The sequence below is a fragment of the Massilia sp. BAP21 genome (assembly GCF_057801335.1).
On the sequence record NZ_CM173596.1, the window covers coordinates 3,510,931 to 3,536,998 of the forward strand.

A 26,068-nucleotide genomic window follows, 5' to 3' on the forward strand; every position below is an offset into this window, starting at 1 on the left:
AGCCGTTCACAGACCCTCTCCAATGCGGGCGCGCAGGCCTTCCAGCAGGTCGGTCGCGGCGTTCAGGGTGGAGGGGTCGAGGCCGTCGAGCATGGCCGAGCGGAAGGCATCGGCTTCCTCCCGCACCTTGGCGTACAGGGCGCGGCCATCGTCGGTGAGGTGGGCTAGCTTGACGCGGCGGTCGAGCGGGGAGGGTTCGCGCCGTACCAGGCCGTCGCGCTCGAGGCGGTCGAGCATGGAGACGATCGACGGGCCTTCGATGCCGAGCAAATCGGCCAGGGCGCGTTGCGACAGCGGTTCCTTCGCCTTGGCGATCATGGCGATGGTCATCCAGCCGGACTGGCCGACGCCCAGGTCCTTCAGGCGCTTGTCGATGGCGATGCGCCACTCGCGCGCGGTGGCGTGCAGGGCCATCGAGAAGCGTTCGGCCGGCGTGAGCGCCGGATTCGGTAGATGGGACATGATTAGGTGGTTATTCAGTAGGTAGCTATCTATTTTAATCTGAGCAACATCTGTGAGTAAAGCGGCAGTTTTCAGGAGGGGCGGGAGCGCCGTCGTGCGATGAGCGTGCGCAGCCGTGGAGTGGTAAGCTGGTGATCGGAATTTGCTTCAACTATTAAGTGGATTCTTACTCTTCCAGAGGAGGCCGCCATGCCCACTGTCGCACTCGTCTCAGTCCACGGAATGGGCGAAACGCCGCGCGACTACGCGGCCGGCGTGTTCGGGCAGATGCGTGCGCGCCTGGGGCCGGACCTGCGCGAGCGGCTCGCCTGCTATTCGGTGTATTACCAGGGCATCCTGCAAAAGAACGAGCAGCTGGTGTGGAACCGGGTCGACAGCCAGAGCAAGGTGCACTATGACGAGCTGCGCAAGTTCATGCTGTTCGGCTTTGCCGACGCCGCCGGGCTGGAAAACCGCAAGGAGATCCCGGGCTCGGTGTACGAACTGGCGCAGGGCGAGATCGCGCGCAACCTGCTCGGCGCCTGCACGGCGAACCACGCGATGCCGGTGGTGTTCCTGGCGCATTCGCTCGGCTGCCAGGTGCTATCGAGCTACCTGTACGACGCCCAGAAGGCGCGCGCCGGCGGGCGCGTGGAGGCGGGCGTGTGGCGCGACATCGACGCCTGGGCGCGCATGGCGGTGGGGCGGGCGCTGAGCGAGCGCGAGAAGCTTTACCTGGCCGGCGGCACCTGCAGCGGAATGCTGACCACGGGCTGCAATATCCCGATCTTCGTGGCCGCGCACCGCAACATGCACATCAAGCCGATCGCGCCGCCGACGCCGATCTTTCACTGGCTGAATCTGTACGACCCGGACGATGTGCTGGGCTGGCCGCTGCAGCCCTTGTCCGAGGACTACCGGGTGCTGGTGGAAGACCGGGCGATCAATGCGGGGCAGGGGGCGGTGAACTGGATGCTCAAGAGCTGGAATCCGTTGTCGCACAGCGCGTACTGGCAGGACGATGCGGTGCTGGAGCCGCTGGCGGGGATGATCAGGCGGATGATTGAATGACCGCGGCGGCATTGCGGTGGTAACGGTGACCGTACGGTGGGCACTCCGTGCCCACGCGGAAGGATGCATGGTGATGGCGTTGGTGGATGACGTATCGCGCGCATGTCGAAACGTCTCGGAATGATCATCTGGAGACGCTGGCAATGATCCGCTAGCCCGCAGAAAACAACGCCGACATAGCGGCGCGTTCCGCGTGGGCACTTCGTCTTTGAGGCCCCCGGCCTCAAAGACCCCACCGTACGGTCGGCGATACCAACTGATCCTACTGTCCGGCCTTGCGCGCCGCGTCTTCCCGCTCCATCCGCGCCCGCACGCCGCCGTCGACACCGGTCCCGCCCGCCGTCGGCTGATGCACGGCATTGCTGCCATTTTGCGCCGGCCCCGCCTTTTCGAACTGCTCCGCATGGGCGATATTCGCCGACAGGCGCTCGGTCACGTCCGGCGTAATCCGGTGCGACCAGTAGGCCCCGCGCGCCTTCCACCCGGCCGGCACTTCCTCGCGCGGATACACGGACGCGCGCACGATGATGTCGGCCACCTTGTCCGGATCGTCCATCCACGCCATGCGCGGCGCGCGGCCGGTGTAGTTGGCGGCATGGTCGAAGAAGGGCGTATCGGCCGCCCACGGCAGCACGGTGGCAATCGCGATGTTGCGCTGCCCGCCCAGGCGGAGCTCTTCGCGCAGGGCGCGGCCCAGGCTCAGGATGGCGGCCTTGGTCGAAGCATAGGTGGCGTGGTAGGCCAGCGGGATTTCGCTTTCGACCGAGCCGATGTTCACCAGCTTGCCGCCGCCCTGCTGGCGGAACTGGCGCAGCGCCACGTGGCTGCCGTAGATCACGCCCTTCAGGTTGACGTCGACGATGCGCGCATGGTCGGCCAGGGGAATCTTCTCGAATTCGCCGATCGCGCCCACGCCGGCATTGTTGATCCAGACGTCGATGCGGCCGAAGCGCTGCACGGTGGCGGCGGCCAGGCGTTCCACGTCGTCCGGGTTGGCGACGTCGGTGGTCACCACCAGCGGCGTGCCGCCGGCGCTTTTCACCTGGGCCGCCACTTCTTCCAGCACCTGCGTGCGGCGCGCGGCCAGCACCACGTTGGCGCGCATCGCGCCCAGCTTGAGGGCGACGCCGCGCCCGAAGCCGCTGGAGGCGCCGGTGACGACATAGGTCTTGCCGGCCACCGCCTGCGCTTCGCTTTGCGAGAGCGCGGTGGCGCAACCGGTCAGTAGCAGCAGCGGCAGCAGAACAAAGGCGCGCAGCGAGCGCCACGCCGTGGTCAGGCAGGGCTGGGTCATTGTCAGGCTCCATCGAATACGATGGTCTTATCCTAGAACGGAAGCCGGCTCTGCCTGCGTACGATACTGCAAGGAACGGCTCAGGCGCGCTGCAGCGTGAACAGCGGCCGGATGTCGCCCGCCAGCGTGCCGCGCGCGTTGCGGATCTCCGGGCGGCGGAAGCGTTCCAGCACGGTGCGTTTGGCGTCGTCGAGCAGGCCGAGCTGGTCGAGCACGTTGTAGGTCACGGTGTGCATGCCGCGGCTGTTGCCGTCGGCGATCTTGATGGCGATGCCGATGCCGGCCGAGCGGATGCCGATGGCCTGCACCGCGTCGGCGCCGACCTTTGCCACCCAGTCGCCGTCGCCGGCGGTCATGATCACCAGGTCGCTGCGCTCGGTGCCCGAGACCATGTCCGGGTGGCCGGTCATGGCGTCGAACAGCGGGCCGAGAGCGCCGCCCAGGCGCGCGTCCTTTCCGCCTTGCCCCAGGCGCGCATACAGGTGGGCCAGTTTCGACAAGGGGAGAGCGTAGTTCGGCGCCGAGCAGCCGTCGATCCCGGTCGGCATGGCGGACTCCGGCAGGTCGACGGCATCGGCCAGGCTGGCGCGGATCGCCCGCTGCAGCGGGTGGTCCGGGTCGACGTAGTGCGCGGTCGGCACGCCGTGCAGGCGGCACCAGCCCAGGAAGCCGCTGTGCTTGCCCGAGCAGTTGTGGTGCACCGGCGTCCACTGGCGGTCGATCGGCGCCGGCAGGTTCACGAAGTCGTAATACAGGGGCACGCCGCAGCCGCATTCCAGGTGCTCGGCGCCCACATCGATCTTGCCGAGGATGGAGCGTACGCCGGCCAAATGCTTTTCTTCGCCGGAATGGCTGGCGCAGAGCAGCGCCAGTTCTTCCTGGGCCAGGCCGAACTTGTTCGGGCCATCGGACAGCAGGAAGGGCAGGGCCTGGAAGGGCTTCAGGGCGGAGCGGGTAAAGGTCTGGTAGTGCGGGTCGCCGGCCCAGGCGACCAGGCGGCCGGAGGCGTCGACGACGGCGACCGAACCGGCGTGCACGTTCTCGATCGTGTAGCCGGCGGAAGGGTAGCCACGGGTGGTGGCCACCAGGGGGATGGGCGCTGCTTGCATGCTCGGGTCTCGCAAAAGTAGGGACCCGTTCACTCTAGCGCAGCGCGCGCAAACGCAGCGCCACGGCTGCGTTGCATCTACTGTGACAGGGGGCGATTACATCGGCGCCCCGAACTTGCCCGCCTGGTAGTCGCGGATCGCCTGCTCGATCTCGGCGCGCGAATTCATCACGAAGGGCCCGTGCGACACCACCGGCGCGCCGATCGGCTCGGCGTGGCCGAACAGCACCAGCGCGCCTTCGGCCGAAGACAGCAGGATTTCGTCGCCGTCGCTGCTCAGCTCGACCAGGTGGAAGGCGCCGACGCGGTCCTCGTAGTTGCCGACCTGGGCGGCGCCGCGCACCACGTACAGGAAGACGCTGCGGCGCGCCATGTCGCCGATGCGCAGGCTGGCGCCGGGACGCAGTTCGATCGTGCTCATGAAGACGCCGGTGAGCGACTCCACCGGGCCGGTCGTGCCGTCCCAGGTGCCGGAGACCAGGTGCATGGTGGCCTTGCCGTCGTCCAGGGACAGGGCGGGGATCTGGTCCTTCTGCAGGCCGGTATAGGCTGGCTGGGTCATCTTCAGGTGCGGCGGCAAATTCACCCACAGCTGCAGGATTTCCAGCGGGCCGCCGGTCTCCAGGAATTCGCGCGGCGAGATCTCGGCATGGATCAGGCCGCTGCCGGCCGTCATCCACTGCACGCCGCCGGCGCGGATGATGCTCTCGTGGCCGGCGCTGTCCTTGTGGGTCAGCATGCCCTCCAGGATGAACGTGACGGTCTCGAAGCCGCGGTGCGGGTGCGGGCCAAAAGGCAGGCCGCGGTTGTGCGGCGGGTAGGTCTGGGGGCCGTGGTGGTTCAGGAACAGGAAGGGATCGACCTGGTCCAGGTGGGCGCTGGGGACAGGGCGCTGGGTGATCAGGTCGCCGATGTCGTCGCGCAGGGCGGGGTGGACCCGGGTGACGGTCTTGTCGCTCATGGTGGGCTCTCAGTGTGCTTGGATGATCGTTACGATAGCGGAAAACGCGCGGATTGCGCGCTAACTCGCCGCAGGGTGCTGTGCTAGACTCGTTGCGCCTTTGCAATGGAGACTATGGCACCTATGAAAAGAACGATACTCGCCAGCCTGCTGCTGGCCTGCGCGGCGCATGCCGTCGCCGCACCCCAGGACAGCGTAACTGCCAAACCCGACACGAAATCCACCGCCGCCGCCCCAAGCGACGCCGCCGTCAAGGCCGCCAAGTACGCCGTCACGACCTACCGTACCGCGGTGGTCGACACCCTGGGCAAACTGGTCAGCTACAACACGGTGGCCGACCCGAACGTGCCGTCCGACCGCGACCCGCAGCACATCGCCTTCAAGGCCTACCTGAAAAGCGAGGCAGACCGTCTCGGTTTCGACTTCGCCGACCATGGCTGGGTGGTGGTCGTCGGCATGGGGCAGGGCACGGAACGCGTCGGCGTCGTGACTCACGGCGACGTGCAGCCGGTCGATCCGAAGAAGTGGAAGAAGTCGCCTTTCGTGCTGGATCAGACCAGCGAACCGGGCAAGCTGCTGGCGCGCGGCGCCGAGGACGACAAGGGCCCGATCGCCACCGCGCTGTATGCGATGAAGGCGCTGAAGGACCAGCAGCTGCCGCTCTCGAAACGCATCGAACTGTATGTGTACATGGGCGAGGAATCGAACTGGCAGCCGCTGGTCGACTTCCTCAAGACCCACGAGCCGCCCCAGGTGAGCATCACGCTCGACGCCGAGTATCCGGCCGTGGTGGCCGAAAAGGCCTCGGGCACCATCGCGGTGACGATCCCGAAGACGGCGCCGGACGCGGTGCCTGCGGGCGAGCCGCAGATCGTCGCCTTTGCCGGCGGCTTCTTCGGCAGCCAGATTCCGGAAGACGCCAGCGCGGTCGTCGCCAACGCCACGCCGGCGCTGGAAGCCCAGATCAAGGCCCGCGGCGCGAAGCAGGAGGGCATGCGCTACACGTTCGAGCGCAAGGGGAACGACTTGCACGTGACGGCCAACGGTTTGTCCGCGCATTCGTCCAAGCCCGAAGACGGCGTGAACGCGATTGCCATGCTGGCCGACGCGCTGGCCGTGCGCACCTGGCCGAACACCACGGCCGGCGGCGTCGTGAACTACCTGAACGAGCTGGTGGGCACGGGCCTGTACGGCGAGAAGTTCGGCGCGATCGCCTACCGCGACAGCTTCATGGGGCCGATGACGGTGGCGCCCACCGTGATCAAGCAGCGCGAGGACGGCATCGAGGTCTCGATCAATCTGCGCCGCCCGCAAGGCAAGAGCATCGAACAGCTGACGAACGAGGTGAATGCGGCGCTGGCGCAGTGGCAGGGCCGCAACATGGAGCTGGCCAACATCACGGTACGCACGGGCGAACCCTGGGTGCGCAAGGATGCGCCGCAGTTGCCGGTGCTGATGAACGTGTTCTCCTATTTCACCGGCATCAAGGACCCGAAGCCGGTGGCGATCGGCGGCGGCACCAATTCGCGCCTGTTCCCGAACGCGGTGAGCTTCGGGCCGGCGATGCCGGGCAAGGTGTACACCGGGCACTCGGAGCACGAATTCATCACGCTCAAGCAGCTGCTGCTCAATTTGCAGATGTACACGGCGGTACTGGCCGAGCTGGCCAAGTAAAGCTGGCTTGATCGAAACGGTGAATCATCGCTTTTCGTAGGGTGGGCTCCTGAGCCCACGCGGTCTCATCGATTGATGCCACGCGGCGTCTGAAATAGGACGCTGAATTCAGCACCCCGTTGATTCGAAGGGTGATCCAGGTGGGCACAAGTGCCCACCCTACAAAACCCCACATCTCACCCTGTTGAGCTTGTAAGAGCTTTTCTCCCCGCGCCGTGTCAATACTGCCATTCGTTTTGTAGGCTTAGACCTACAAGATTGCATCTTTGACGAAGCCAACCCAGCCATTCCCCCCGCTCTTCATAGGAGCGCACTACGCACCTGCAGCAATTCCTTTGGTCCGCTTCCAATGAGTCATTAACCAGCGGAAAATCCCTCTGTTCCCTCCAGAAAGTGTGGTGAAAACGCCATGTTAGGATCGTTCCCTAGCCGCGTTTGCAGGGCCTGCCGTGCCTGCGAATGTTTGTGGACTGCCCGACATTAGCGAAGCCATGTACAGCAAAGAACTGACCAAGCCCGACGGACGACCCCTTACCCTCTACAGCAACCAGCCGATTCCGGACGGGCTCATCGCGCCCAGTCCTTTCCCCGACCCGATGAACGCAAACCCGCACCTGCGCTGGCACCCCCTGCGCGGCGAGTGGGTGACCTACGCAGGGTTCCGCCAGAACCGCACCTTCCAGCCGCCACCCCAGTACAACCCGCTGGCGGTCACGACCGACCCCGCGAATCCCACCGAGCTGCCCCAGGGCGACTATGAAGTGGCTGTCTTCGACAACCGCTTCCCCTCGCTGGCGCTGGAATCGCACGACCCGCCAAGCCTGACGGTGCCGACCGCGCCCGCCAACGGCCACTGCGAAGTGGTGGTCTTCACGCAAGACCCGAACGCGGCCCTGGTGCACCTGCCGCTGTCGCGCATCGAATTGCTGTTCAAGGTCTGGGGCGACCGCACCACGCGCATCGGCGCGCAGCCGCACATCCAGTACGTGCTGCCCTTCGAGAACCGCGGCAGCGAAGTCGGCGTGACCCTGCACCATCCGCACGGCCAGATCTATTCCTATCCCTTCATCCCACAGGTGCCCGAGCGCATGCTGGCCCAGGAGCGCGACTGGTACCTCGAACATGGCACCAGCCTGCTGTGCGACATGGCGAAGAAGGAATCGGAAGATGGCCGGCGCGTGCTGTTCGAGGACGAGCACGCGATCGCCTTCGTGCCCGCCTGCGCCCGCTACCCCTACGAGGTGTGGGTGATGCCGAGCGCGCCGTGCAAGGACTTCGCGTCGCTGTCCGACGCGCAGCGCACCAGCCTGGCGCGCGCGCTCAAGACCGTGCTGCTGAAGTACGAAACCATGTGGAACCGGCCTTTCCCTTACCTGATGGCCTGGTACCAGGCGCCGACCGACGGCATGGAGCATCCGGAAACCCAGCTGCACGCCCAGTTCTACCCGCCTTACCGCTCGCGCGAGCGCCTGAAATACCTGGCCGGCACCGAGCTCGGCGCCGGCATGTTCGCAATGGACGTGCTGCCCGAGAACACGGCCGCCGAGCTGCAGGCGGTGCAGGTGTCGCTCGAGGAGGACGCATGAGCGAAGCCTTGCAACTGCGCTCGGCGGAGGTGCAGGCCAAGCTGGCGCTGCTGCGCGAATGCCTGAATAAGGCGGGCGCCGCGGCGATCCGCTTGCGCGGCATCGACTGGTTCGCCTGGGTCACGGCCGGCGGTTCCAGCGCGGTGCTGCAATGCGCCGAGACCGGCGTGGCCGAAGTGCTGGTGACCCAGGACGAAGCCGTCATCCTCACCGACGAGATCGAGCTTGCGCGCCTGCGCGAGGAAGAGATACCGGCCGGTTTCAGCTTCCACGCCTCGCCCTGGGCCCAGGTCGAGCTGCGCGAACGCTACGTGCTCGGCCTGGCGGGCGACGCCAGCGTGCTGTCGGACCGTCCGCACAACGGCGAGCAGCCGCTGCCGCACGCGCTGCGCCTGCGCCGCCTGGTGCTGGGGGAGGCCGAGCAGATGCGCTACCGCGCCCTGGGGCGCGAAGCAGCCGCGGCGATGAGCGAAGTGCTGCGCGCGGCGCGCCCCGACTGGACCGAATACCAGCTGGCCGGCGCCGGGGCGCATGCCCTGTGGCGGCGCGGCATCCACCCGGCCCTGGTGCTGGCGGCCGGCGAGCGCCGCTTGCCCTTGTACCGCCACCCGGTGCCGACCCACGAGCCGATCGGCAAACGGGCGATGCTGGTGTTCTGCGCGCGCCGCCACGGGCTGTACGCGAACCTGACGCGCTTCGTCAGCTTCGGCCAGGCGCCACAGGAACAAAGCGCGCTGATGGAAGTCGAGGCCACCGGCCTGAGCGCGGTGGAGCCGGGCAAGTCGCTCTCGGCCGTGTACCACGCTTTTGACGCAGCCTACAAGCATGCGGACCGCGCCGAGGCCCTGAACGAGCACCACCAGGGCGGCATCACCGGCTACCTGGCGCGCGAGATCGTGGCCACGCCGAGCACGGCTACCGGGCTCGAACCCGGCATGGCCTTTGCGTTCAACCCCAGCTTTGCGGGCATCAAGATCGAGGACACCTTCCTCCTCGGCCCGCAGGGACTGGAAAACTTAACCTGTGACCCGCAGTGGCCTGCCGCGAACGTGCACGGCCGCCAGCGTCCACTCTGGCTGGAGATGATCTGATGCTCACGACCGACTCCTTCTTCGGCGGCGCGCCCGAGGTCAATGCATCCGCACCCGGACGCGTGAACCTGCTGGGCGAGCATACCGACTACAACGATGGCTTCATGCTGCCGGTGGCCACGCCCCAGCGCACCACGGTGGCGATGAGCCGCAGCGGCGACGGCCATTTCCATTTCTATTCGAGCACGCTCGACGCGAACGTGACCTTCGCCCCCGACGGCAGTGCGCCGAGCGGCTTCGGCAGCTACATCGAGGGCTGCATCCGCCTGGTCGAGGCCGAGGGCGTGCAGGTGCCGCCGCTGCGCATCTGGGTGTCGACCGACGTGCCGGTGGGTTCCGGCCTGTCGTCGAGCGCGGCGCTGGAAGTGGCGACCCTGCGTGCGCTGCGCGAGCTGCTGGGTTTTGAGCTCGACGACGTCAAGCTGGCGCGCATCGCCCAGCGCGCCGAGATCGAATACGCCCGCGTGAACTGCGGGATCATGGACCAGATGGCGTCCAGCCTGGCCGACGAGGGCCATATGCTGTTCATCGACGCCCGCTCGCTGGAGCACCGCCTGGCGCCCCTGCCGAAGGATGCCGAGATCATCGTGATCGACTCCGGCATCGCGCGCAAGCTGGCCGGCAGCAAGTACAACGAGCGCCGCGCCGAGTGCGAGGAAGCCTCGCGCAAGCTGGGCGTGCAGGCGCTGCGCGACGTCACCGATCCGGCATTGGTCGAAGACCTGCCCGAACCGATCCGGCGCCGCGCGCGCCACGTGGTGCTGGAAGACCTGCGCGTGCTCGAAGCGGTGAAGGGCGTCTCCGCCGAGCGCTTCGGTGCCTTGATGAACGATTCGCACGCCAGCCTGCGCGACGACTACGAAGTGTCGATCCCCGAGCTCGACGAACTGTGCGAACTGCTGCGCCAGCAGGACGGCGTGTTCGGCGCGCGCCTGACCGGCGCCGGCTTCGGCGGCGCCTGCGTGGCCCTGTGCCGCGCCGGCATGGGCGCGCAGGCAGGGCAGGCTGCAGTGGATGCTTACAACAACAAGGACGGACGGCAGGGGCAGCTCCTGATCCCGGTTCCTGCTAGTAACGGCTGAATGAAAGGAAAACGATGAGTCAATTCGAATATCCCCGCCCGCAACTGGTCCGCGACGACTGGACCAGCCTGAACGGCAAATGGCGCTTCTGCTTCGACGACGAGATGCGCTACAAGCTGCCGGGCGACGTGGCGCAGTGGACGCATGAGATCGAGGTGCCGTTCGCACCCGAAACCCAGATGTCCGGCATCGGCGACACCGGTTTCCACCGGGTCTGCTGGTACCAGCGCGAATTCACCGTCACCCCGACCGAAGGCCGCACCATCCTGCACTTCGGCGCGGTCGACTATTCGGCGCGCGTGTGGGTGAACGGCCAGCTGGTGGCCGAGCACGAGGGCGGCCATACGCCGTTTTCGGCCGACATCACGTCGGCCCTGAAGGCCGATGGTCAGCAGGTGGTGACCGTGTACGTGGAAGACGATCCGGCCGACCTGGCCAAGCCGCGCGGCAAGCAGGACTGGCTGCTGGAACCGCACTCGATCTGGTATCCGCGCACCACCGGCATCTGGCAGACCGTGTGGCTCGAGCAGGTCGACAAGACCTATATCGCCAAGTTGAAGTGGACGCCGATCTTCGAGACCTTCGAGATCGGCTGCGAAGTCTTCGCCGGCGGCCAGATTCAGCCGGACATGTTCGTCGAAGTCAAGATCTGGCATGGCGAGCACCTGCTGGCCGACGACCACTACAAGCTGCTGGGCGGCGAGGCGAATCGCAAGATCGCACTGTCCGACCCCGGCATCGACGACTCGCGCAACGAACTGCTGTGGAGCCCCGAGCGGCCGACCCTGCTCGACGCCGAAGTGACGCTGCGCTGCGGCGACCGCGTGGTCGACCGCATCCGCTCGTACACGGCGCTGCGCTCGTTCGCGATCAACCGCGACCGTTTGATGCTCAATGGAAGGCCATACCAGTTGCGCCTGGTGCTGGACCAGGGCTACTGGCCGGAGTCCTTCCTCACAGGCCCGTCCGACGAGCACCTGAAGCGCGACGTCGAACTGGCCAAGCTGATGGGCTTCAATGGCGTGCGCAAGCACCAGAAGATCGAGGACCCGCGCTACCTGTACTGGGCCGATAAACTCGGCCTGCTGGTGTGGGAAGAGATGCCCTCGGCCTACCGCTTCAGCCCGCGCGCCATCACGCGCATGGTGCGCGAATGGACCGAAGCCATCGAGCGCGACTACAGCCATCCCTGCATCATCGTCTGGGTGGCGTTCAACGAATCCTGGGGCGTGCCGAACCTGACGCTGACCCAGGCGCACCGGAACGCCGTGGAGGCGCTGTACCACCTGACGCGCACGCTCGATGCGACGCGGCCGGTGATCGGCAACGACGGCTGGGAAGCCTCGGCCACCGACATCCTCGGCATCCACGACTACGACTGCGATCCGGAAAAGGTCAAGGCGCGCTACGAGGTGAGCGACCCGGTGCGCACCCTGTTCGACCAGCGCCGTCCGGGCGGGCGCATCCTGACCCTGGACGGCTTCCCGCACCGCGGCCAGCCGATCGTGCTGACCGAGTTCGGCGGCATCGCCTTCGACACCAAGGGCGAGCCGGAAGAGGGCACCTGGGGTTATTCGCGTTCGACCACGGCCGACGGCTTCCACAACCTGTACCGCTCGCTGCTGAAGGTGGTGAACGAGACCTTCATGTTCGCCGGCTTCTGCTACACGCAGTTCGCCGACACCTTCCAGGAAGCGAACGGCCTGCTGAACGCCGACCGCACGCCGAAGCTGCCGTTCGAGGTGATCTCGGCGGCCACGCGCAATGCGGCGCTGCAGCCTGCCAGCGACGGCGAGCAAGACAAGGAGGAGCGCGGACCAGATCCTGCATGACAGTGCGCCTTCGAGCGCACGGGTGGTCGGGCGCAGCAGCGAAGGATTCCATAACCGACCACCCGCCCCGAGGGGCGCGAAAGGAGTGATCATGGTGACGATCGTCGTATTCAGCCACTTGCGCTGGGATTTCGTGTTTCAAAGGCCGCAGCACCTGCTGACGCGGCTGGCCCGGCATTACCGCATCGTGATTGTCGAGGAGCCGCTGCACGACGCCGCCGGGACGGCCCGGCTCGAGCGTTCCGAACCGCTTCCCAACGTCACCGTTTGCCGGCCGCGTACGCCGCTCGACCTGCCTGGCTTCCACGACGACCAGATCGCGCTGGTGGCGCCGCTGCTGGCGGACCTGCTGCCGCCGGGCGAGATGCCGATCGCCTGGTTCTATACGCCGATGGCGCTGCCGCTGCTGCAGGAACTCACGCCGCGCCTGGTGGTCTATGACTGCATGGACGAGTTGGCATCCTTCAAGAAAGCGCCACGCCAGTTGCTGCAGCGCGAGTCGGCCTTGCTCAACCTGGCCGACCTGGTGTTTGCCGGCGGCCCCAGCCTGTACGAGGCCAAGCGCCACCGCCATCCGAACGTGCACTGCTTCCCGAGCAGCGTCGACGTCGAGCACTTCGCCCAGGCCCAGGGCGCGGTCGCCAGCCATCCGGACCAGGAACACATCCCGGGGCCGCGCCTCGGTTTCTACGGCGTCATCGACGAGCGCGTCGACCTGGCGCTGGTGGCGGCGCTGGCCGACGACTATCCCGACTGGCAACTGGTGCTGGTCGGGCCGGTGGTCAAGATCACCGAGGACGAGCTGCCGCGCCGTCCGAACATCCATTACCTGGGCCAGCGCGACTATGCCGACCTGCCGCGCTTCCTGGCGGGCTGGGACGTCTGCCTGATGCCGTTTGCCATCAACGAGGCCACGCGCTTCATCAGCCCGACCAAGGTGCTCGAATACATGGCGGCCGAGCTGCCAATCGTCAGCACGCCGATTGCCGACGTGGTCGGGCCGTATGGCGGCGTGGTGGCGATCGCGGCCGGCGCCCAGGAATTCGGCGTGGCCTGTGCCGAAGCGCTGGCGCTGGAACCGTCCGAGCGCGCAGCCAGGACGGCGGCGATGCGCGAGCAGGTGGCGCGCACCTCCTGGGAGCGCACGGCGCAGGCCATGGCCGGCTTGCTCGACGCCGCCTATGCCGAAGCGGCGCAGGCCGAGGAGGAAGCGGCCAGCACGCCGGTACGGCGCGCCGGGGCGGCCTGAGGGCGGGCCGCCGATTTGCCCACGCAGGCGTATGGATGCGTTATTGGATGCCTCGCTGGAGGCGTCGTGCGGCGGCAGGTGGGTCACGCTGATGCGCATCGTGCGGGCCGCATCACGTTTTGCATCACGTTTTGGATCACGCCCGGCATCGGAGTCCGTCCCGGCACGGGCCAGGCGCCTGGCGCTCCTGGCCGGCATGCTGGCGGCGGCGCACGGCGTTCCGGCGCAGGCCGGGCCGCTGGCGGCGCAGGAGTATGCCGTGCACGCGCCCCAGGCCGACGGCCCGGCCCCGGTGCGTGCCCGGCACCAGGGCGGCTTCTACCGTATCAGCGGGCACGGCCGCGTGGCCTATTTGTTCGGCACCATCCACGTCGGGCAGCGCTCGTTTTATCCCCTGGCGCCGGAAGCCGAGCGTGCGCTGGCCGGCGCCGACCGCCTGGTGGTCGAGCTCGATACAGCCGCCGACGCGGCCTTCCTGCGCGCGGTCGACCTGCACGGCCGCTATCCGGCCGGCGGCGACCTGCGGCGGCGCCTGAGCCCGGAGACGCTGGCGCGCCTGCGCACGGCCTTGCACGCACAAGGCGTGAGCCTGGCCAGCATGGCGCACCTGAAACCCTGGCTGGTGGCCAATTTGCTGCTGGGCATGCGCCTGGAGCGCGAGGGTTTCCGCCGCAGCGACGGTGTCGAGCAGGTGCTGCTGGCGCAGGCGCGGCGGCGCGGCACCCGGGTGGCCGAGCTGGAAAGCGCGGAAGCCCAGCTGGCGCTGTTCGACAGCATGAATGACATCGAATCCGAACGCTACCTGTGCGAAACGCTCGATGGCCTGGAAAACGGCAGCGCCCTGCGCCGTGCCGGGCGCGTGATCGAAGCCTGGCGCTCGGGCAACGTGGCCGAGCTCGACGCGCTGCTGCCCGACGCCACGGCTGGCGGCGGCGCCATTGCCGACTTCACGCGGCGCAAGCTGCTGGGCCGGCGCAACCCGGACATGGCGGCGCACATCGACACCCTGATGGGAAGAGGCGGGGTGATCTTCGTCGGCGTTGGATTGCTGCACCTCCTGGGCGAGAATGGCTTGCCGGCCTTGCTGGCGCAGCGCGGTTATCTGGTGGAACGCGTGTACTGAACCGGCCGCCTCGAAGCCGCCGCCCGGGCCGTGACCGTGACCGGGACCGCGCAGGCGCACCTTGCCTGCACGGCCCAGCCCTACCATGCTGCAAGCCTGTCAGCGCCCGATCACGCCGCCGTTCAGGCTCACGCGGTCGCCGCTGCGGAAGTCCGGCGTGGTTTCCTGGGTGACGATCTGGGTGCTGCCGTCGTCCATGCGCAGGGTGACGCGGTAGACGCGGTCCGACGCCATCGAGCTGCCCGTGGCGCCGCTGCCGCTGCTGCCCACCGCGGCGCCGGCCACCGTGCCGCCGCCGATGCTGCCGCTGGGGCGCGGCACCAGTTCGATCGCGACCACCGTACTGTTCGGGCTGGCGCCCGATGCGGTAGCTGCGCCGGCGCCCGTGCCGCCCTGGGCGCTGCCCGTGGCGCTATCGCTTGCGGCCCCGGCCGAGCTGCCTTCGCCCATGCTGACACTGCCGGTAGTGCCGCCGGAACTGGAGGCGCCGCTGCCGGAGCTGCCCGAGGCGCCGGAGCTGCCCGAACCCGACTGGTCGTAGCCGGAACTGCCGGACGTACCGGAGCTGCCCGAGGTGCCGGAACTACCCGAGGACCCCGAGGACCCCGACTGGTCGATGCCGCTGCCCGAGCTTCCCGATGTGCCCGAGGTTCCCGACGAGCCCGAGCTGCCGCTGCCCCAGCTGCCGGAACCGCCCGTGCCGGTGCCGGCGCCGGTGCCCGACATGCCGCCGCTCTCCGTGCCGCTGCCGGTGGCGCTGCTGCCCGAGCTGCCGCTGGCGCCCTCGCTGCCGCCGCGCATGCCGGCGCAGCCGGCCAGGCCGAGCGCCATGGCCAGCAAGCCCGCCAAGACCACGCTTTGGTGTTTTTGGTTCATGATCGACTCCTTGGTTGGATTTTGTCAGTGGGTATGCGTGACGATGTCGTCTGCCACCCCGGTAAGAGAGGCGAACGGGCGCGACGTTCCAGCTGACTCGGGTTGGCACTGAGCCAGATCAACGCTGAGGAAAGAGCATGAAACTCAGGGAAAATTTACTCAGGCACGTTCGAGCTCGGCTTTTGGCAAGACCAGCGACAGGATGGCGCAAGTAACGATGGCCGCGCAGCAATCGACCAGCCAGTCGTGCACGTCGGCGCCGCGGTAGGGGAAGAAACTTTGCACGAACTCGTCGATGGCGCCCATCGCGGCGATCGTGGCCACGGCCGCCAGGCTGCGCGCGGCGGCGCTGCCGCGGCTGCCGGTGTACCAGAGCAGGGCCAGCGTCGCATAGGCCAGCGAATGCAGGATCACGCCCGAGGCGTAGTGGCCGATGTCGGCGCGCGCGCCGGGAATCGAGCCGGCAATCACGATTGCCAGGAACAAGGCGATGGCGCCGGCACGGCGCAGCGTGCGCAGGCGCGCATCAAGCAGGAGGAAATAGAGGAGGGAAGGCATGGTCGACGTGCTGGCAAAACGTCAACCATATCATGTGCGCGGCCGCGCATGCGCGCAGCCGCCGGTATGCCGGAGCGCGTCAGATGGTCAGTGCCGGTTCGCCGTCGGCGTAGCGGGCGTCGAAACAGCTTTCGCATTCGGCGCAGAACAGGTGCGCCATGCGCACCGAGGACTGGCGCAGGACCAGCTTCAGGCTGCCCTGCTGGCACTTGGGACAACATTCGCGCACGCTGCCGAAGGTCATGAGGGTCAGGGCGGCCTGCCCGGCCTCGGCATGGTCGATCACGACGTGCGGGTTGAGTTCGCGGAGAATCAGGTGGTCGGCGCCATTGCTGCGGCGGCGGCTGGAGGATGGCTGCGGGTTCTGGCTTTCAGGTGATTGAAAATTCATCGGTCCGGCTCCCTATTCTGGTTGGCTTGACGCACGTTGCGGTACGCACCGGGCGCGCCGCAACGAGGCGCGAACTTCATCATAGTCAAATGTGCGCGAGGCGCAAGCTTCCCGATTTTTTGCGTTGCGATGCACCTAAAAAGGCGCTGTCACTGTTTGCTGTGGATGGGTCCGATTGCAAGGCGAAGCAATTGATCGGCAGAAGTAATCTTGCCACCATCGAGCATCCGGCGCCAGCCCAGGTAGTTCGGTAGGTAGCGCGACGCAACGCCGTGAAAGGGCAGTAGCCACTCGCGCAAACGCCCGTGATAGCCGTTCACGTTCTGAACGTGGATCGCGCCGTGCGCGCCCTGGCGTACACGCTCGCCGGCGCTGACATTGACGGCCTGGTGCGCAATGCCATGTGCACGGGAAAAAGCACGATAAGCTGCGTTCGCGTCGGTCACGAGCAGGACGTCCCGGTCGAGAAAGGGCAGCAGGTGGCGCTCGAGCTGGGCTTTGCTGATGGCGCCGCGCCCGGTGACGGCATCGATGGTCTGCTTGTTGCGATCGCGCGCCACCAGGATGCAATCGAGCTCGCGTGAGATGCCGCGCCTGCCGGCAACGCCACCCCGTTTACGCGCTGGCCGGTCGAGCTTGCGCGCCCCCTTTTGCGATTCCAGGATGAACATCTCGTCGGCCTCGGCGATACCGCTCAGGCGTGCTGGCCGGTCGTCCTTCACCCGGTCCAGGAAGCGATGGCGCCAGCGGAAGGCGGTGTTACGGTGCACCTTGATGCCGGCGGCTGCCGCGCGCACCGGGCTTGACGCACGCAGCGCCTCGATATAATCGAGCCATTTCTCTTTGAGCCGCAGGCGCGCCAGTGGCGTGCCGGTCAGATCGTTGAAGGTGCGCCGGCACGCGCAGCAGCGGTAGCGCTGCAGGTCGTTCGCGTGGCCATGCCGGTGCCAGCGTTCGCACTGGCAATGCGGACAGCGGCGCCCGGGGGATCTGCATTGTTGAATCAGCGCGAGCACCTGGTGCAGCCCGGCCGCCGGCCGCAGCGCGTCGAGAACCTGCAGCCGCTGAGGCTGGTTCAGTGCGGGCAAGGCTGCGAACCACTTGGTGAAGCGAGGCGCTTTCATGGTCGACCCGTATCGATGGCGATACGGCTTGGACCGCGACTAAGCTCAGCAGTTCATCCTCATCCATAGCTAACGGTGACAGCGCTAAAAAAAATGCCCGCCGGGAGAGAGGTGGCGGGCACAACCCAAGATCGGGCCAAGAGACGCTGTTCGGTGGGTGTGCAGCGCGATTGCGTTGCACACCTGTCTGCCGTCACGCATATCGGTTGCGTGTACCGCAGATGAATCCAGTATAGGCAGGGTTTGTGACGCAGGCATGACACAGCGCAAGCTCATGTGTGGTTATGGGAACGCGGCAGCGTTTGGCTGGTCTACCAGATGAGACGCGAAAGCACGCATCCGTTCGGTGGCATCCAAGAGTTGTTTGAGCACGATCAAACTGTAGCGCAAAAAAAAAGCCCGCTGATTGAGCGGGCTTAAAACTATTTTCTTGGAGGAGAATAGTGGAGACAGGTGCCATTATGCTGCGTTGCGGCATACGTGTCTAATTGCAAATACAGATACCAGACATATGAAGTATGAATACTAGCGGGGCCGTATGCAGGCTGCATTGCCTGCGCCGGTTCAGGCGTTCGCGTCGTCGCGCACCGGCACCGTGTAGTTCAGCGGCAGGCGGCCGCCGTCGGCGTACAGGGTCTGGCCGGTCATGTACGAGGCGTCATCGCTGGCCAGGAAGGCGACGATGGACGCTACTTCCTCGGGTTCGCCGCAGCGGCCGAGCGGGGTGCGCGACAGGATGGTGTGGCGCGCCTGCGGGCTGCCGAGCACGGCCTGCTTGGCCAGATCGGTGAGAATGGTGCCGGGGCCGACCGCGTTCACGCGGATGCCGTGCTGGGCCAGGCTGACGGCGGCCACCCGGGTCAGCTGGTTGACGCCGCCCTTCGACACCACGTAGGGCACCTGGTTCGGGATTACCAGTTCGGCGTTCACGCTCGACATGTTGATGATGCAGCCGCTCCGGCGCTTGACCATGTCGCGCGCTGCCGCCTGGCTGCACAGGAACATCGATTTCAGGTTGATGCGCAGCACGCGGTCGAAGTCGTCTTCGGTGAGGTCGAGGAAGTCGGCGGCATGGGTGACGCCGGCATTGTTGACCAGGATGTCGATGTGGCCAAAGGCTTCCAGGGTGGCGGCGAACAGGGCGTCGACGTCGGATTTCTGGCTGACGTCGGCCACGATGAAGCGGGCGGCGTCGCCCAAGGCCTCGGCGGCGGCGGCGCCTTCCGGGCGCACGTCGGCCAGCATCACGCGCGCGCCTTCGCGCACCAGGCGTTGGGCACAGGCCAGGCCGATGCCCTGGCTGGCTCCGGTGACGATGGCGGTCTTGTTGGCGAGTTTCATGGCAGGGCTTTCAGGATGTCTGGAAAGCCCAGATTGTAGCGAGAACGCAGGCCGGCAGGTAGGCGTTGCTGCTACAACATGATCGGGCGGTCGGGCAGTTCGTTCGGGCGCTCGCCGTCCGCCGGGAAGTGCTCGCGCAGCAGCGAATTCACCTGCTCGACCGCCGCCAGCGCGGCCTGGTGGAATTCGCCGCGCCGGAAGCCTTCGGTCATGGTGCGGCACACGGTCTGCCAGGTGCCGGTATCGATCTTGCGGTCGATGCCGCGGTCGGCCACGATGTCGACCTTGTGGTCGGCCAGGTTTACGTAGATCAGCACGCCGCAATTGTCCTCGGTATCCCACACGCCGTAGTCGGCGAACAGGGCCAGGGCGCGCTGGCGGTTGGTGACGCCGTCCCAGATCTCGTCGGCCGGCAAGGCCTTTTCGACGATGAAGCGCACCTCGCCGCGGTGGGTGCGCTCCCCGGCCGTGATTGCCTGGGCCACCGCTTCCAGGGTGGCGTCGGGGAAGGCGCGCCGCGCATCGGCTTTCGTACTGCGCCAGTGGCGCAACACGCGGCCCAGGCGCTGGCCGAAGGAACCTGCCGTTTCTTGTGTCATCACCAGTCTCCCGAGGCGCCGCCGCCATCGAAACTGCCGCCACCGCCGGAGAATCCGCCTCCGCCGAAGCCGCCGCTACCGCCCGAAAATCCACCGAAGCCACCGCCGCCGCTGCGGCCCATGTTGGCAAGGACGTTACCAAGGATGAAGCCGGTGGCGCCGCTGCCCCAGCCGCCGCGCGAGAGGCGGGTGCGGCGCGGGCGGAACATCGAGCGCACCAGGCTGAAGCCGACCACCAGCAGCACGATGCCGACGATGCCAAGGCCGCCGCCGCCATCGCCCTGGGGCACGCGCGCGGGTTGCGCTTGCTGCTTGGGCGCCGGGAACTGTTCCTGGTTCAGCAGGGTGGCGATGGCGCCGACGCCGGCGACCAGCCCCTCGTAATAATGCTCCTGACGAAAATGAGGCGCGATCGTGTCCTGCAGGATGCGTTTCGACTGTGCATCGGTCAGCACACCCTGCACGCCGCGTCCGGCCTCGATGCGCAAGCGGCGCAGGGAACTCGGGTTGTCGCGCGCCACCATCAGCAGCACGCCGTCGTCCACGCCCTTGCGGCCCAGCTTCCAGGCATCGGCCACGCGAATGCCGAACTGCTCGATGGCTTCCGGTTCGGTCGACTTCACCAGCAGCACGGCGATCTGGCTGCCGGTCTTCGCCTCGTAGTCGGTCAGCACGGCTTCCAGCCGCCCGTGCTGGTCGGCGTCCAGCATGCCGGCCTCGTCAGTGACGTGACCGGCCAGCGGCGGCACTTCCTTCAGCTGTGCCCGGGCCGGCGTGGGCGCCAGCACGGCCAGCGTCATGGCCAGCAGGCAAAGCCAGAAGCTGCGCAGGAGGGTCATCGACGCGCCTTATTTGCCGAAGTCGACCGTTGGCGCGGTCGAGATCGCTTTTTCGTTCTCGACCGTGAACGAAGGCTTGGCGTCGTAGCCGAACATCATCGCCGTCAAATTGGTCGGGAACTTGCGCACGGTGACGTTGTAGTCCTGGACCGAGGCGATGTAGCGCTGGCGCGCCACGGTGATGCGGTTCTCGGTGCCTTCGAGTTGCGACTGCAGGTCGCGGAAACTGGTGTCCGCTTTCAGGTCCGGGTATTTTTCCGACACGGCCATCAGGCGCGACAGGGCGCCCGACAGTTCACCCTGCACCTGCTGGAATTTCTGGAAGGCTTCCGGGTTGTTCAGCACTTCCGGCGTGATCTGGAAACTGGTGGCGGCCGAACGGGCGCGCGTGACCGCTTCCAGCGTTTCGCGTTCGTGCGAGGCATAGCCTTTCACGGTGTTGACCAGGTTCGGGATCAGGTCGGCGCGGCGCTGGTACTGGTTGACCACTTCGCCCCAGGCGGCCTTGGTCGCTTCGTCCTTGGTCTGGAAGTCGTTGTAGCCGCAGCCCGAGAGCAGGGAGCCGGCCAGCAGGGCGCCGGCCAGCAGGCGGGCCCAGCGCGAGAAGAGGGTAGACGTCATCATGTGCTTGTCCATGGCGAGTTGTCGAATGAATAAAATATACCCCAAGAGCGGCAGTGCCGGTCGCACGACCGGGCAGGCGGCGCCGGCCGGCGCTGCGGCGCAGGTAAAATACGGGGTTTGCAATGACACCGTGAAGAGGACTTGCCGTGAATTTCATCGATAAACTGTCCGCCGCCTGGACCCGCAACGATTCGCTCCTGTGCGTGGGCCTGGACCCCGACCTGGCGCGCTTTCCCGCCGAACTGAAGGATGCGCCGGACGGGATTGTCCGTTTCTGCAAGGCCATCATCGATGCCACCGCCGACCTGGCCTGCGCCTTCAAGCCGCAGATCGCCTATTTCGCCGCGCTCGGCGCGGAAAGCCAGCTGGAAGAAATCTGCCGCTACCTGCGCGAGACCTATCCCCACATTCCGCTGATCCTGGACGCCAAGCGCGGCGACATCGGCGCCACCGCGCACCAGTATGCGCGCGAAGCCTTCGAGCGCTATGGCGCGGATGCGGTCACCGTCAACCCCTACATGGGCTTCGATTCGGTCGAGCCTTACATGGAATGGGCGGACCGCGGCGTGATCGTGCTGTGCCGCACCTCGAATGCGGGCGGATCGGATTTGCAATTCCTCGACGTGGGCGGGCAGCCGCTGTACCAGCACGTGGCAAGGCTGGTGGCGGAGAAGTGGAACCGCAACGGGCAGTGCGCGCTGGTGGTGGGGGCGACCTTCCCGGAGGAACTGGCGCAGGTGCGTTCCATTGTTGGCGACATGCCGCTGCTGGTGCCGGGCATTGGCGCGCAGGGTGGGAATGTGGGGGCGACCGTGCGTTCGGGGCGGACCGCCGATGGGGCCGGAATGATGATCAATTCCTCGCGGGCGATTATTTATGCGAAGCCGGAAGCGGGCGAGGATTTCGCGGCGGCAGCGCGCAGGGTGGCGCGCGAGACGCGCGATGAGATCAATGGGTATCGGGGGTAAAACCGGTTAGGGTTTGTGGGGCTGTTGCCTGATCCGTTAGTGGTGGGTTGAATCCGCGTGGGCACGGAGTGCCCACCCTACAGGAGACGTTATCGGCGAGTTCATACGAAACCAAATGAGGTTTCGTCCGAGCGTGAGAACTACGCCAATTCGGGTTTCGCTCGAACTCGCCTGGAACGCATCCCGTAGGGTGGGCACTCGTGCCCACGCGGATTGAAAACACCACCACCCTCACAGGCAACAGCCCCAATAACGCGCGAAACCCATCACGATCAATACCGCTCTGGCGCAATCATCTCCACGTAATCGCACAGCGCCCCCAGAATCACCTGCGCCCGCTCATCCGCCGTCTCCGACAGCGCATCGATCTCCCCGAACAACTGGTCCACAGTCCGCGCATTCCCCGCCCCATCGAACAGGCGCGCCGCGCGGTGCTCTTCCCAGCGCGCCATCTCCACCTCGTTCAGGGTCTCCGGGAAATTGCGTGCACGATAGCGGAACAGCAGCTCGACCAGGCGCTCGTCCTCGAACGCCGCCTGCATGGCGGCCAGCCGCGCCGGCGTTTCGCCGCGCATGGCATCGAGCTTGCGCCGGTCGTTGTTGCCGACGAAGCCGCCATACAAATCCTCATCGACATCGGTCTCGTCGACAGCGGCAGGCTTCTTGAACACCTGCGCCCACACCGCCGCCATGTCCGGCCCCTGCGCCGCCAGCTGGGCATGCGCGCGGTGCTGGGCGACGTCGATGCCCCAGCGCTCGGCCATCGCCGGGCTCAGGGTCTTCAAATTCCCGACCAGCATCGGCGACTTGTTCAGGTGCACGCTCTTGATCGGCAGCCGCGTCACGCCTTCAGGCAGTTCGCTGCTGCGCGTGAACATGCGCTGGCGGATCGTCTCGACGTCGAGCCCGAACAGTTCCGACGGATCGTGGCGGCAATCCCAGACCAGGATCTCGTTCTTGTTCGACGGATGCTGGGCCAGCGGCCATACCAGGCCCAGGCAACCCTGTTCCGCCGGGAACATGCCCGACACGTGAAGGAAGGGCTGGCGCAGCGCCGGTTCCAGGTGCAATCCCATCTCGGCGGCGACCCGGTCCTTCCGCCGCAGTTCCAGGCAGAAATCGAACAGTTTCGGTTGTTTGCTGCGGATCAGGCGCGCCAGGGCGATGGTGGCGCGCACGTCGGACAGCGCATCGTGCGCCGACTCGTGGGCCAGGCCGTTGGCGGCCGTCAGGTGCTCGAGGCGAAAGCTCGGACGGCCATCCTCGTGGCGCGGCCACTCGATACCGTCCGGCCGCAGGGCATAGGTCATGCGCACCACGTCGAGCAGGTCCCAGCGGCCGCAGCCGTTCTTCCACTCGCGCGCATATGGGTCGATCAAATTGCGCCAGAACAGGAAGCGCGTGACCTCGTCGTCGAAGCGGATGGTGTTGTAGCCGACGCCGACGGTGCCGGGCTCGGCAAACGCCGCCTCGACCTGGCGTGCGAACTCGTGCTCGGGCACGCCCAGTTCCAGGCATTGCTGGGGCGTGATGCCGGTGATCAGGCAGGACTGCGGGTCGGGCAGGTAGTCGTTGGCCGGCTGGCAGTACAGCATGACCGGATCGCCGATCTCGTTGAGCTCGGCATCGGTGCGGATTGCGGCAAACTGGGCCGGACGGTCGCGGCGCGGCTGGGCGCCGAAGGTTTCGTAGTCGTGCCAGAGGAAGGTGTGGTTGCTCATCGAAGTCCAGGAAGGTAACGCTGGTGAAGGTGTCGCTCAGCGTGGCACGGAATTGTCGTGGGCAAGTCCCGTTCCGTCAACCGTCCATGGACTCGATGGCTTATAAACTGACGCAGTTGCGGCCAGCTTCCTTGGCGCGATACAAGGCAGCGTCGGCCGCTTCGATGAGGGCGGTTTCGTCGGCGCCCGGGTCGAGCACGGCCACGCCGAAGCAGGCGGTCAGGTGCGGCATCGGCACCCGCATGTCGGGGAAGAGCACGGTCTCGCGCATCTTCTGGCACAGGCGGTTCGCCACCATGTGCGCCATCTCGGCATTGGTGTCGGGCAGCACCGCCATCAGTTCTTCGCCGCCATAGCGCACCGCAAAGTCGGAGGGCCGCAGGCCGTCGCGGATCACGTTCGCCGCGGCGCACAGGGCGGCGTCGCCGACCAGGTGGCCGTGGGTATCGTTGAACTTCTTGAAGTTGTCGAGGTCAACCATGAGCAGGGCCAGCGGGCTGCCCTGGGCACGCGCGCGGCCCACCAGTTTCGGCAGCATGTCGGCCAGCCAGGTGCGGTTGTACAAGCCGGTGAGGGTATCGTTCAGCGAGAGCTGGCGGTAGAACTCGCCCAGCTTCTGGCGCCGGCGCAGCATGGCGTTGGTGGCGCGGATGCGGAAGGACAGTAAACGCAGCAGGTTGCGCGCCACGGCGTTCGAGTGGTCGATGAGTTCCCAGGCGAGTTCGGATTCGATCACGAGGAGGAGGGTGTCTTCCACCGCGCGCACCGCGTCCAGGTTCACGGCGTCGTCCAGCACCGATTGCTCGCCCACGCTTTCGCCGGGCAGGATGCGGTTCACGTTGCCGTCCGAGGCGCCGGCGTGGCCGTCGGTCTCGACTTCGAGCATGCCGCTGAGCACGATATACAGGCGGGCGCGGACCGTGTCTTCGATCAGTTCGCCTTCGGTAACGCGCACCACGTCGCACTCGGCGATCGCGCGTGCAGCCGCGGCCATGTCGGCCCCGCGGAACAATTGCAGGTCGTCGATTTTGTGCCCCGACTGGCCAAACTTACCGATGTGTTTCAAGACTTTCCTCCGCGTGGTTGCTGGCGCAGTGTAAACCATAAGTTGCATGATAAACCATCATGCGAATCGGATCGGCTGGTGTTTCGGAAACATCGGTGTTCCAATAGCGGCCATGACTTCATCAGACCATTATCTTGTCGACGCCCTCGGCGTCCGGCACCAGCCGGCGCCCGCTGCGCGCATCGTGTCGCTGGTTCCCTCGATCACCGAACTGCTGTGCGACCTGGGCCTGGCCGGGCAGGTGGTCGGCCGCACCGGTTTCTGCATCCATCCAGCCGAGGTGGTGAAGACGATCCCGAAGATCGGCGGCACCAAGGACGTCAACATCGAAAAGATCCGCAAGCTGGCGCCGACCCACCTGGTGGTGAACATCGACGAAAACGAAAAACCGACCGTCGAGGCGCTGGCCGCATTCGTGCCGCACATCGTCGTCACCCACCCGCTGGCGCCGCGCGACAACCTGGGGCTGGCGCGCCTGCTGGGCGGTATCTTCGGCGCCGCCGAGCGGGCCGAGGCCTGGTGCGCGGCCTTCGAGGCCGAGTACGCGGCACTGCGCGCACAGGGCACAGGCCCCACGCGCACGGTGCTGTACTGCATCTGGCAAGACCCGTGGATGAGTATTTCCAGCGACACGTATATTGCGCGCATGCTAGGCGAACTGGGCTGGCGCGTGCCGGCGCTTGGCGAAGCGCGCTATCCACGCTTTGCCTGGTCGAGCGAACTCGTCGACCAGCTGGACGCGGTGCTATTGTCGACCGAACCCTACCGCTTCACGCAGGCGCACGCGGACGCGCTCGAGAAGCAGCTCGGCATCCCGACTTTCCTGGTCGATGGGGAAATGATGTCCTGGTATGGCAGCCGGGCCTTGCCCGGACTGCGCTACCTGCGCGAGGTGCGCGCGATGGTCGAGGGGACCGCGCCGGGCTAGTCGGGAACTGGCCCCGGCCCGGCAAGGCCACGTGACAGGATGCCGCGTGGCGCAGCGCGCCCTAGCTTACACGCCGCTGGTCAGGTTCTTGTCGGACAGGATGTCCACAGCGTCGTCGACTGGCGGTGCTTCGTGGCGGCCCTTGTCGTTCAGGCGGCCGATGGCGCTGTCGAGCGCGCGCTTGAGCTTGCCGCCGGCGTTCGAGATCGCCTGGTGCAGGTTGACTGCGTGCTCTTTCACGACAACGGGGGCGTAGCCGTTGACGCGTGCTTCCATCATGCAGTAGTTGCCGCCGTCCAGTTGCTTCTGGCTATTCTCGTTGCTCAGGTGGACATCGACGCGGTTGACCTGCTCGCTGAAGCGGCCGATCGAGGACTGGACCACGCTTTCGACGTGTTCGTCCAGGCCCTGGTGTTTTTCGATGGTGTGGTCGGTGTTAACATTGATTTGCATAGTTGGCTCCCTATTCACAAGTGCTGGAGCCGATCTTACACATCCTGCATGATTCACTGTGTTCGGCC

The 26,068-nt window shown here is 66.5% G+C and carries 25 protein-coding genes; 10 read left to right on the plus strand and 15 right to left on the minus strand.

Features of this window, described 5'->3' with window-relative positions; genetic code table 11:
- Positions 1–6: 6 nt before the first annotated feature.
- Positions 7–462 carry a MarR family winged helix-turn-helix transcriptional regulator gene (locus ACWYRN_RS15475; protein ID WP_488688490.1) on the minus strand — a complete coding sequence of 152 codons (456 nt, stop codon included), beginning with the start codon at positions 460–462 and terminating at the stop codon, positions 7–9.
- A 189-nt stretch (positions 463–651) separates the two neighbouring features.
- On the opposite strand from ACWYRN_RS15475, the gene ACWYRN_RS15480 reads away from it, so the two are divergent.
- On the plus strand, positions 652–1,512 hold the full coding sequence (locus tag ACWYRN_RS15480; protein WP_488688491.1) for a hypothetical protein: 861 nt from the start codon (positions 652–654) through the stop codon (positions 1,510–1,512).
- A 262-nt stretch (positions 1,513–1,774) separates the two neighbouring features.
- Here ACWYRN_RS15480 and ACWYRN_RS15485 read toward each other — a convergent pair whose 3' ends face one another.
- The 3 genes from ACWYRN_RS15485 to ACWYRN_RS15495 form a co-directional block, all read right to left on the minus strand.
- Positions 1,775–2,806, minus strand: a complete 1,032-nt coding sequence (locus tag ACWYRN_RS15485; protein WP_488688492.1) for an SDR family NAD(P)-dependent oxidoreductase — start codon at positions 2,804–2,806, stop codon at positions 1,775–1,777.
- Between the two features lie 80 nt (positions 2,807–2,886).
- Positions 2,887–3,915 carry an asparaginase gene (locus tag ACWYRN_RS15490; RefSeq protein WP_488688493.1) on the minus strand — a complete coding sequence of 343 codons (1,029 nt, stop codon included), beginning with the start codon at positions 3,913–3,915 and terminating at the stop codon, positions 2,887–2,889.
- A 96-nt stretch (positions 3,916–4,011) separates the two neighbouring features.
- On the minus strand, positions 4,012–4,875 hold the full coding sequence (locus ACWYRN_RS15495) for a pirin family protein (RefSeq protein WP_488688494.1): 864 nt from the start codon (positions 4,873–4,875) through the stop codon (positions 4,012–4,014).
- Between the two features lie 123 nt (positions 4,876–4,998).
- On the opposite strand from ACWYRN_RS15495, the gene ACWYRN_RS15500 reads away from it, so the two are divergent.
- The 7 genes from ACWYRN_RS15500 to ACWYRN_RS15530 all read left to right on the plus strand — a co-directional run bounded on the left by ACWYRN_RS15500 (position 4,999) and on the right by ACWYRN_RS15530 (position 14,512).
- Positions 4,999–6,549, plus strand: coding sequence for a dipeptidase (locus tag ACWYRN_RS15500; protein WP_488688495.1), 1,551 nt, complete (start codon positions 4,999–5,001; stop codon positions 6,547–6,549).
- A gap of 491 nt (positions 6,550–7,040) precedes the next feature.
- A complete protein-coding gene (galT, locus tag ACWYRN_RS15505) occupies positions 7,041–8,135 on the plus strand; it encodes a galactose-1-phosphate uridylyltransferase (RefSeq protein ID WP_488688496.1) in 1,095 nt (364 codons plus the stop codon).
- Positions 8,132–9,226, plus strand: a complete 1,095-nt coding sequence (locus ACWYRN_RS15510) for a M24 family metallopeptidase (RefSeq protein ID WP_488688497.1) — start codon at positions 8,132–8,134, stop codon at positions 9,224–9,226. Before galT ends, ACWYRN_RS15510 begins: the two co-directional genes overlap by 4 nt.
- Positions 9,226–10,308, plus strand: coding sequence for a galactokinase (gene galK / locus ACWYRN_RS15515; RefSeq protein WP_488688498.1), 1,083 nt, complete (start codon positions 9,226–9,228; stop codon positions 10,306–10,308). Before ACWYRN_RS15510 ends, galK begins: the two co-directional genes overlap by 1 nt.
- Positions 10,309–10,322: 14 nt before the next feature.
- Positions 10,323–12,140, plus strand: coding sequence for a glycoside hydrolase family 2 protein (locus tag ACWYRN_RS15520; RefSeq protein ID WP_488688499.1), 1,818 nt, complete (start codon positions 10,323–10,325; stop codon positions 12,138–12,140).
- A gap of 91 nt (positions 12,141–12,231) precedes the next feature.
- Positions 12,232–13,389, plus strand: coding sequence for a glycosyltransferase (locus tag ACWYRN_RS15525; protein WP_488688500.1), 1,158 nt, complete (start codon positions 12,232–12,234; stop codon positions 13,387–13,389).
- 31 nt (positions 13,390–13,420) lie between these two features.
- Positions 13,421–14,512, plus strand: a complete 1,092-nt coding sequence (locus tag ACWYRN_RS15530; RefSeq protein WP_488688501.1) for a TraB/GumN family protein — start codon at positions 13,421–13,423, stop codon at positions 14,510–14,512.
- 99 nt (positions 14,513–14,611) lie between these two features.
- Here the strand turns inward: ACWYRN_RS15530 and ACWYRN_RS15535 are convergent, their stop codons facing one another.
- The 8 genes from ACWYRN_RS15535 to ACWYRN_RS15570 all read right to left on the minus strand — a co-directional run bounded on the left by ACWYRN_RS15535 (position 14,612) and on the right by ACWYRN_RS15570 (position 20,861).
- The gene (locus ACWYRN_RS15535; protein WP_488688502.1) at positions 14,612–15,388 is read right to left on the minus strand and encodes a hypothetical protein; all 777 of its coding nucleotides are present in this window, start codon (positions 15,386–15,388) and stop codon (positions 14,612–14,614) included.
- Between the two features lie 159 nt (positions 15,389–15,547).
- Positions 15,548–15,946 (minus strand): VanZ family protein, encoded by a 399-nt coding sequence (locus tag ACWYRN_RS15540; protein ID WP_488688503.1) that lies wholly within the window; start codon positions 15,944–15,946, stop codon positions 15,548–15,550.
- 79 nt (positions 15,947–16,025) lie between these two features.
- A complete protein-coding gene (locus ACWYRN_RS15545; RefSeq protein ID WP_488688504.1) occupies positions 16,026–16,337 on the minus strand; it encodes a hypothetical protein in 312 nt (103 codons plus the stop codon).
- A 149-nt stretch (positions 16,338–16,486) separates the two neighbouring features.
- Positions 16,487–17,461, minus strand: coding sequence for an IS1595 family transposase (locus tag ACWYRN_RS15550; protein ID WP_488688505.1), 975 nt, complete (start codon positions 17,459–17,461; stop codon positions 16,487–16,489).
- A 564-nt stretch (positions 17,462–18,025) separates the two neighbouring features.
- Positions 18,026–18,802, minus strand: a complete 777-nt coding sequence (locus ACWYRN_RS15555; RefSeq protein WP_488688506.1) for an SDR family NAD(P)-dependent oxidoreductase — start codon at positions 18,800–18,802, stop codon at positions 18,026–18,028.
- 71 nt (positions 18,803–18,873) lie between these two features.
- The gene (locus ACWYRN_RS15560; protein ID WP_488688507.1) at positions 18,874–19,401 is read right to left on the minus strand and encodes a TPM domain-containing protein; all 528 of its coding nucleotides are present in this window, start codon (positions 19,399–19,401) and stop codon (positions 18,874–18,876) included.
- On the minus strand, positions 19,401–20,240 hold the full coding sequence (locus ACWYRN_RS15565; RefSeq protein ID WP_488688508.1) for a TPM domain-containing protein: 840 nt from the start codon (positions 20,238–20,240) through the stop codon (positions 19,401–19,403). Before ACWYRN_RS15565 ends, ACWYRN_RS15560 begins: the two co-directional genes overlap by 1 nt.
- A gap of 9 nt (positions 20,241–20,249) precedes the next feature.
- Positions 20,250–20,861: a LemA family protein gene (locus ACWYRN_RS15570; RefSeq protein ID WP_488692823.1), complete on the minus strand. Its 612-nt coding sequence runs from the start codon at positions 20,859–20,861 to the stop codon at positions 20,250–20,252.
- Between the two features lie 149 nt (positions 20,862–21,010).
- On the opposite strand from ACWYRN_RS15570, the gene pyrF reads away from it, so the two are divergent.
- Positions 21,011–21,832: an orotidine-5'-phosphate decarboxylase gene (pyrF, locus tag ACWYRN_RS15575; protein WP_488688509.1), complete on the plus strand. Its 822-nt coding sequence runs from the start codon at positions 21,011–21,013 to the stop codon at positions 21,830–21,832.
- 272 nt (positions 21,833–22,104) lie between these two features.
- Here pyrF and sbcB read toward each other — a convergent pair whose 3' ends face one another.
- Positions 22,105–23,553, minus strand: coding sequence for an exodeoxyribonuclease I (sbcB, locus tag ACWYRN_RS15580; RefSeq protein WP_488688510.1), 1,449 nt, complete (start codon positions 23,551–23,553; stop codon positions 22,105–22,107).
- Positions 23,554–23,653: 100 nt separating this feature from the next.
- Entirely contained in the window at positions 23,654–24,619 is a 966-nt protein-coding gene (locus tag ACWYRN_RS15585) for a GGDEF domain-containing protein (RefSeq protein ID WP_488688511.1), read from the minus strand.
- Positions 24,620–24,731: 112 nt separating this feature from the next.
- Here ACWYRN_RS15585 and ACWYRN_RS15590 point away from each other — a divergent pair, with 112 nt between their 5' ends.
- Positions 24,732–25,547: a helical backbone metal receptor gene (locus tag ACWYRN_RS15590; protein ID WP_488688512.1), complete on the plus strand. Its 816-nt coding sequence runs from the start codon at positions 24,732–24,734 to the stop codon at positions 25,545–25,547.
- Positions 25,548–25,613: 66 nt separating this feature from the next.
- On the opposite strand, the gene ACWYRN_RS15595 is transcribed toward ACWYRN_RS15590, so the two are convergent.
- Positions 25,614–26,000: an HPF/RaiA family ribosome-associated protein gene (locus tag ACWYRN_RS15595; RefSeq protein WP_488688513.1), complete on the minus strand. Its 387-nt coding sequence runs from the start codon at positions 25,998–26,000 to the stop codon at positions 25,614–25,616.
- Positions 26,001–26,068: the final 68 nt, after the last annotated feature.